The sequence below is a fragment of the Brevinema andersonii genome, assembly GCF_900112165.1.
In the GTDB taxonomy this organism is placed as follows: Bacteria; Spirochaetota; Brevinematia; order Brevinematales; family Brevinemataceae; genus Brevinema; species Brevinema andersonii.
In genome coordinates this window covers 25,092-32,513 of the sequence record NZ_FOKY01000011.1, presented here as the reverse complement: position 1 = coordinate 32,513, position 7,422 = coordinate 25,092, and the positions used below count along the sequence as shown (strand labels likewise).

General features: G+C 32.2%; 7 protein-coding genes. All 7 read left to right on the top strand.

Going from position 1 to position 7,422, the window contains the following annotated elements; genetic code table 11:
• The first annotated feature begins 2 nt into the window (after window positions 1-2).
• The 7 genes from rfbH (at window position 3) to BM018_RS05390 (ending at window position 7,404) form a co-directional block, all read left to right on the top strand.
• Complete coding sequence (rfbH, locus tag BM018_RS05420) at window positions 3-1,322, top strand: lipopolysaccharide biosynthesis protein RfbH (RefSeq protein WP_092319404.1); 1,320 nt, start codon at window positions 3-5, stop codon at window positions 1,320-1,322.
• A complete protein-coding gene (locus BM018_RS05415) occupies window positions 1,312-2,202 on the top strand; it encodes a glycosyltransferase family 2 protein (protein ID WP_159428199.1) in 891 nt (296 codons plus the stop codon). The genes rfbH and BM018_RS05415 overlap by 11 nt, the downstream gene beginning before the upstream one ends.
• 208 nt (window positions 2,203-2,410) lie before the next feature.
• A complete protein-coding gene (locus BM018_RS05410; protein WP_092319400.1) occupies window positions 2,411-3,415 on the top strand; it encodes a glycosyltransferase family 2 protein in 1,005 nt (334 codons plus the stop codon).
• Complete coding sequence (locus tag BM018_RS05405) at window positions 3,415-4,491, top strand: glycosyltransferase family 2 protein (protein WP_092319398.1); 1,077 nt, start codon at window positions 3,415-3,417, stop codon at window positions 4,489-4,491. Before BM018_RS05410 ends, BM018_RS05405 begins: the two co-directional genes overlap by 1 nt.
• A 14-nt stretch (window positions 4,492-4,505) precedes the next feature.
• Window positions 4,506-5,180, top strand: a complete 675-nt coding sequence (locus BM018_RS05400; protein ID WP_092319396.1) for an SDR family NAD(P)-dependent oxidoreductase — start codon at window positions 4,506-4,508, stop codon at window positions 5,178-5,180.
• Entirely contained in the window at window positions 5,177-6,307 is a 1,131-nt protein-coding gene (locus BM018_RS05395; RefSeq protein ID WP_092319394.1) for a 3-dehydroquinate synthase, read from the top strand. The genes BM018_RS05400 and BM018_RS05395 overlap by 4 nt, the downstream gene beginning before the upstream one ends.
• A complete protein-coding gene (locus tag BM018_RS05390; protein ID WP_092319392.1) occupies window positions 6,307-7,404 on the top strand; it encodes an FGGY family carbohydrate kinase in 1,098 nt (365 codons plus the stop codon). Before BM018_RS05395 ends, BM018_RS05390 begins: the two co-directional genes overlap by 1 nt.
• The last annotated feature ends 18 nt before the right edge of the window (window positions 7,405-7,422 follow it).

Genomic DNA, 7,422 nt, shown 5'->3' with positions numbered 1-7,422 from the left:
TAATGGAAAATAAATTGAAAGAACAAATAATTGCATTAACGAAAGAATATGCAAAGGAAAAATTTTCTTCTGAGTCTTTTATGCCAAGAAAAACAAATATTCCTATCAGTGGTAAAGTTTTTGATTACCATGAAGTATGCAATTTAGTGGAAAGTGCCTTGGATTTTCATCTTACTACCTATCGTTTTAACGCTAGTTTTGAAAAAAAGCTTCGTGAATTTGTTGGTGTAAAATATGCTCTTACATGTAACTCAGGATCCTCAGCAAATTTATTAGCATTATCTGCTATGACATCTCCTCTGATGAAGGAAAAACAAATACTTCCAGGCAGTGAAGTTATTACTGTTGCGGCGGGGTTTCCGACTACTGTGAATCCTATTTTACAAAACAGGCTCATACCGGTATTTCTTGACATTACTCTTCCTACTTATAACATTGATATTTCTATGCTGGAAAAATCTCTGAGTTCTAAAACAAGAGCCATTATGTTAGCACACACATTAGGGAATCCGTTTGATCTTGATGCTGTCATGGAATTTGCGAATAAACATAATTTATGGGTCGTTGAAGATTGTTGTGATTCTCTTGGGGGCACATATGGCGGTAAAAAATTAGGGACTTTTGGCCATGTGTCTACATTAAGTTTTTATCCGGCTCATCATATTACGATGGGAGAAGGTGGAGCCGTTCTGACGGACGATCCTATGCTGAAAAAAGCAATGGAAAGCATTCGCGATTGGGGCAGGGATTGTTGGTGTTCCCCTGGATGCGATGATACTTGCCATAAGCGGTTTAATATGCAGTTTGGTGGGCTTCCGCAAGGCTATGACCACAAATACGTTTATTCTCATCTTGGATATAATCTGAAGATTACTGATATGCAGGCAGCTGTTGCTGATGCTCAAATAGAAAAATTGCCAGAATTTATAGCGATAAGACGGCGTAATTATAAATTGCTCATGGAAAAAATGTCTCAATTTCAAGAATATTTTATTTTGCCAGAACTTACACCTAAAAGTGATCCTTCTCTGTTCGGATTTTTATTAACCGTTAAAAAAACAGCTCCTTTTACCCGTAATGAAATTACTCAATATTTGAATGAAAAGAAAATAGGAACACGCTTATTATTTGCTGGAAATCTGACAAAACAACCCTATATGAAAAATGTACAATATAGAGTTGTTGGTAATTTGGCAAATACAGATGTTGTGATGAATAATACCTTTTGGATAGGTCTTTATCACGGCATCACTCCTGAAATGATCGATTATGTGGTTGATTCTTTCAAAATATTTATCCAGGAGAGAATTCATGAATTCTAAAGTATCTGTCGTTATTCCGACTTATAACAGAAAAGACCTACTAAAACGAGCATTGGACAGCGTATTAAAGCAGGATTATAAAAATTTAGAAATAATCGTTACAGATAATGCTTCTACTGATGGCACACATATAATGATGCAATCTTATTTGAATGACTCGCGGATTATCTATATACAACGTCCTCAAAATATCGGAATTGCCAGAAATATAAAAGAAGGATTTTTAGCATCAACAGGAAAATATTTTTTTTGTCTTAATGATGATGATTATTTGATCAATGATCGTTTTTTTTCAAAAGCTGTTGCTATTATGGAAAAGAACCCAAATATTTCGATTATCCGTGGTATTGTTCATGCCCACGACATTGCAAATAATACGATAACATTGATTCCAACAATCGCCAACGCACACCAAATTGTTAAAGGTATTGATTATTTCTGTTATTACTTGACCGGAGAATATCAACCTTTTACTTATTGGTTTACATTTCGTCGCACTCAATCGATGCTTGATTTTGATGCGTTTTACATGCACGAAGCAGATGATGGGTTTACTGCTTTAGGATGCACTTTGTTAGGAGATGTGTATCTTATGCCAGAAGTTATCGGCTATTATAGAAAAGCTCTAAGCGGTAATAGTTATAATCCGGAACTTTTCAAAAGAATAGAAGACTTATACATTGGAACAGAATCTCTTGCAATAAAAGCTAAAGCTTTATATCCGGAAAGAACTCAAGATATTGATAATTTTTTTAATAGATTTACTTATGCTGTAATACTTTATTGTTTGGAATTAGTACAAGAGAGAGAGAGAGAGAGAGAGAGAGAGAGAGAGAGAGAGAGAGAGAGAGAGTACTGGAGACGCATTAAAATTACTTAACAGTTTTCATAAACTAAGAGAAAAATATCCTGATATTTATTATGCTTTGGAAGAAGCTTTAAGTCCTTCAGTTAAATTAAAAGATTCAAAATTTTTCTCTATAAAAAAAGCAGTTAAAAAATTATTTTCAATATTTGGATTGGAAATAAGAAAAAACATTAAGAGTAATTTTTTAAAATAACATAAGTATATTCACAGGAAAGATTATATGGAAACAAATGCAATTGTTTCAGTGGTTATTCCAACTTACAACAGAAAAAATATGCTCAAAGAAGCAATAGAAAGTGTTCTTACTCAAAATTATCAACATATAGAACTTATTATTTCGGATAATGCTTCGGATGACGGCACAGATAAATTAGTACAACAATATCTTAATGATGCCAGAGTAAGATATATACGCAGACAAGAAAATATTGGCCCAGAAAAAAACGGATTAAATGCTTACAAAACGGCAACAGGCAAATATTTTATGTTTCTTTGCGACGATGACTACCTAATCAGCCCAACATTTTTTTCGCATGCAGTGAGCATTATGGAAAAAAATCCCGAAATAGTCTTAGTTCGTGGTCTTAACCAACTGGAATATATACAAGAAAATAAAATAGTAATCGAAGGAGTTACCACCAAACGCCTGATCAAAGGAATAGATTTTTTTCTGAATTATGAAACTGAAGGGTTTGAACATATCACTGGTTTTTTTGCTCTTTCACGTAAATCGATAATTGATAAATCAAAGTGTTTGGAATATCAACAACCCGGACATGATAGATGGATGTGGAGAACATTGCCTCTTTTTGGTGATGTGTATTTTCTTTCCGAAGTAATTGGTAGTTACAGAATTCATTCGGTTAATTGCGATTCTGCCAGTATAAATTTTGGATCGCAATTTGAACATCTTCCTAACACAGTAAGATCTATTTTCAACTTGGCATTAAAAAAATTTCCTGATAAAAAAGAAGAAATTTTAAGTAGAAATCCAGAACACGAGATTATGGCAGTTTTTTCGGCTCATATCGACGCACTGCAAAAAAATTATAATAAAAATCATATCGTTTCCTTATTGGAAAACAGCATAATCAAAACTACAGAACCCCAAATATACACTAAAATGATAGAACTGCATTACCCAAAAAATACTATTTACAAACGTCTCAAAAAGATGATTAATAAGATATTTGGATTATTTAATTTAAAAGTGGTAAAGAAATAATGATACCAAAAATTTCCATTATTGTCATTGTTTACAATACAGAAAAGTATCTTCCTGCATGTATTGATAGTCTTTTAAATCAAACTCTACCTGATATTGAGATTATTGTTGTCGATGATTGCTCTCCAGGCAAATGTATTGAGATCATTAAAGAGTATCAAAAAAAAGATAAACGAATACATTTAATATCCCATAGCACTAATAAAGGAAGTTTCGAAGCTAGAAAAACAGGCATAAAAGCTGCAACCGGAGAATATATTCAACATATTGACAGCGATGATTGGTTAGAATTGAATGCTTGTGAAAAAATTTACGATGCTCTGACACAAAAAAATCAGAAATTAGATATATGTTGTATTGGGATAAATCACAACGAAGGAGATAAAGAATCCTACCCTTTTGTTTTAAAAAATACTTTATTATCAAAACACGAATTTCAAAAAGCAATACTAAATTTCCGCATTCTTGGACCAAACAATGATTTAAATCCAAGAAACACATTATCTTATGGAGCAGTAACATATATCATTAAGCGAGAAAAAGCTCTCGAAGCTATATATTTATGTGGAGATACACCCCATTTAATTATGATGGAAGATTTTCTACTTGTCAGCGCTTATCTACCATTTATCGATACATGTATATGCCTTGATGATAGACTATATCATTATAGGCTCAAAGTTGGAGTCACTTCAACAGATTGGGAAGGAAATTTTCCAAAGTATTTCGCAGATGCTTGTTACACCATCAAAAAAACTAAAGAAATTTTCCAAAAGTATGATATTGATAAGTATTGGGGAAAAACATATAATAAAATGCTTTTTGACCGTATTTCTCCTTATTTTCGAACTTTTATGCACTTTCCTCCGTGCAGCCAAAAACGTATTCTTAACGAACTGCAAAAAAACAACACTTTATCTTTGTGTATTGAAATTTTCATAACTGATGTTTTACATTCACCCCACAAATTTCAAGCTATTGGCGAAATAAAAGCTTTAAAACTAATGATAAAAAATTTTGGTTCAATATTCTATTCTTTTGGATACCGGTTGCTAAAAGCAATCGGGCGAAGATAGCATCAGGAGGCATAATGAAAAATCTATTGTTAACAGGAGCTTCCGGAAATATTGGGCAAGCAATCGCTCAGCTGTTCCTCAGCAAAGGTTATAAAGTAACAGCACCAACCCGTCAAGAACTAGATCTTTGTGATCCACAAAATATTGATAACTATTTTAATCAACATTCCTTAGAGTATTTAGCATTCATTCATTGTGCAGGATATAATACTCTATATTCACTGGAAGCCCTCAAATTATGCGAATTACAAAAAACTTTGCAAATCAATACTTTATCATTTTTTCAAATTTTATCTTATTTGATTCCTTTTTTTAAGCAGAAAAAAAAAGGTTATGTTTTAGGCATTTCATCATTATATGGCACAATTGCACGTGAAGAACGAGCTAGCTATGTTATGTCAAAACATGCTATGAACGGACTTATGCAAACAGCATGCCTTGAATTAGGTTCCTATAATATCAAAGTAAATACTCTATCTCCAGGATTTGTTGACACCCAAATGACACGGAAAAATAATTCTTTAGAAAAAATTCAGAATTTACAAACAAAAATACCACTTAAACGCTTAGGATCAGTTGAAGATATTGCTAACATTGCATATATGCTCTGTTCTGAACAAAATACCTATATTTCCGGACAAAATATTATTGTAGATGGAGGTTTTATGGCAGGAGGATTCCAAAAATGAATAAATCGTTATTTAAAATTGAAGATCATACTTTTTCTCTTCCAAAAAATTTTAGTAGTATTGATATGTTTACGGTTCGATCTTTACATCAAAACTATACGGTAGAATGGAATGAAAATAACGATGTACTTCAGGCTATCAACAAAATACTAACAGAAAATAACAGAAATACTCTCCTGATTGATAAAAATCTTTACAAAATTTATGAACAAAATATTCAAATCCCTCACGAAAAAATATTTCAAATCGACGCTGTAGAAACAAATAAAACAATTCATACAGTCCTAAAGGTTATTGAATTTCTGGAAAAACAAGAATTTTCAAAATCAGAGACTTTAGTAGTAGTAGGTGGAGGAATTACACAAGATATTGGTGCTTTTGTAGGTGCGTGCTACAAAAGAGGAATTAATTGGATATTTTTTCCAACAACATTACTGGCAATGTGTGATAGTTGCATCGGAGGCAAGACAGGTATTAACCATAATGAAGCAAAAAATCAATTGGGCTTATTTTCTGCTCCTTCAAAAATCATCATCAATCCAAATTTTCTAAAAACTCTAACAAGTCAGGAATTATATTCAGGATTAGGAGAAATTTTAAAATTATCCATTACAGGTGGACATGCAACATTTTCGTTATATTCAGAACTTAAAATTCCATTAACAAATGATTATTCAGTTTATAAAAAATTAATTTTGAGTGCACTTCATGTTAAAAAAGAAATTATAGAAGAAGATGAATTTGAAAAAAATATCCGAAAAAGCTTGAATTATGGACATACATTAGGACATGCGCTTGAAATTTTATCTGATTACAAAATTCCTCATGGTCAAGCCGTAGCAGCAGGCATTGTTATTGCCAACAAACTTGCATGCAATAGAAAAATGCTTGATCTTGCATTATACAAGGAAATAAAAAAATCCTCTGTATCTTTAGTAGAGATATCTCAAATTCGCCATTTGCCTTTGCTGCATTTAGAGTCCTTGCTCAAAAAAGATAAAAAAACTATGGGCCAATCACTGACATTAGTTTTAATCCGTGATATTGGAATAACCACTTTTATTCAGATTCCTTTAACTAAAGATTTACTGGATGAAATAGCTCACATTATTAAGGAGGAATTCTAATGCCCTATCTGTTTATTGATTTTGGTGCTTCACGTATTAAGACAGCAATTTTTACAAATGGACAATATATTCAAATACAAAACTTTACTCCCGTAGCTAAAGAATTAAGGGCTTCTCATTATTATGAAATTTCACTACAAAAAATTCAGGATTTATTTCAAGAAATCCTGAATACTTATCATAATTTCTCCATTAAAAAATTTTTTATTTGCTCGGAAATGCATGGATTTGCTTTATGCGACTGTAATAATAATTTTCTTACTAATTATATCAGTTGGCAGGACAACAGGGCAGCAGATGTAGTAGGAAACATTTCTACGTATGAATGGGCACGTAAAAGATTGCCAACATTCAGAGAAAAAACCGGAATGAACATTAAAAACGGACTTCCGGCAATCAATCTTTTACATTTATTACGTACACAGGATCTTCCTAAAAAAATAAAAATAATTTCTTTACCGGAAATTATTATAGGTTCGAAAATACACAATACTTTATTGGCAGGTTTAGGAATTTGGGATATTTACCAAAACCAGCCTTATGAAGAATTTTTTCGACTCTGTAATGAGTTAGGATACGAAATCACTACTAACATGCCAACATCTGCTATAGAAATTGTTGGCAGTATCCATAACATTTCAATATATACACCAGTAGGCGATAATCAATGCGCTCTGTTAGGAAGTGGGGTGAAAAAAAATGATGTTATTTTCAATTTAGGAACCGGGTCACAAGTAGCACAAATATCAGAATTAGATCCATACGCATCTATAGAACAACGCCCCTATTTTAATAATGAGAATTTATCAATTATCACGCATATTCCGTCAGGACGTGTACTGAATCAGTTTATTGGATTTATCCAAGAGTGTATAAATATAGGAAATTCATACAAAAACGCATGGGATTTATTTCAAACATTAAATTTAGGATCGTTGGAAACTGCAACGTTAGATATTAATCTTGCGATCTTTGAAGGAGCATACAAGAGAGAGAGAGAGAGAGAGAGAGAGAGAGAGAGCAAGCATTTTAAATATAAACGAATATTCTTTTACTCTGCAAAATTATTACAGTTCTTTACTAAAATGCTACATTAATCAATATATTCAAATTCT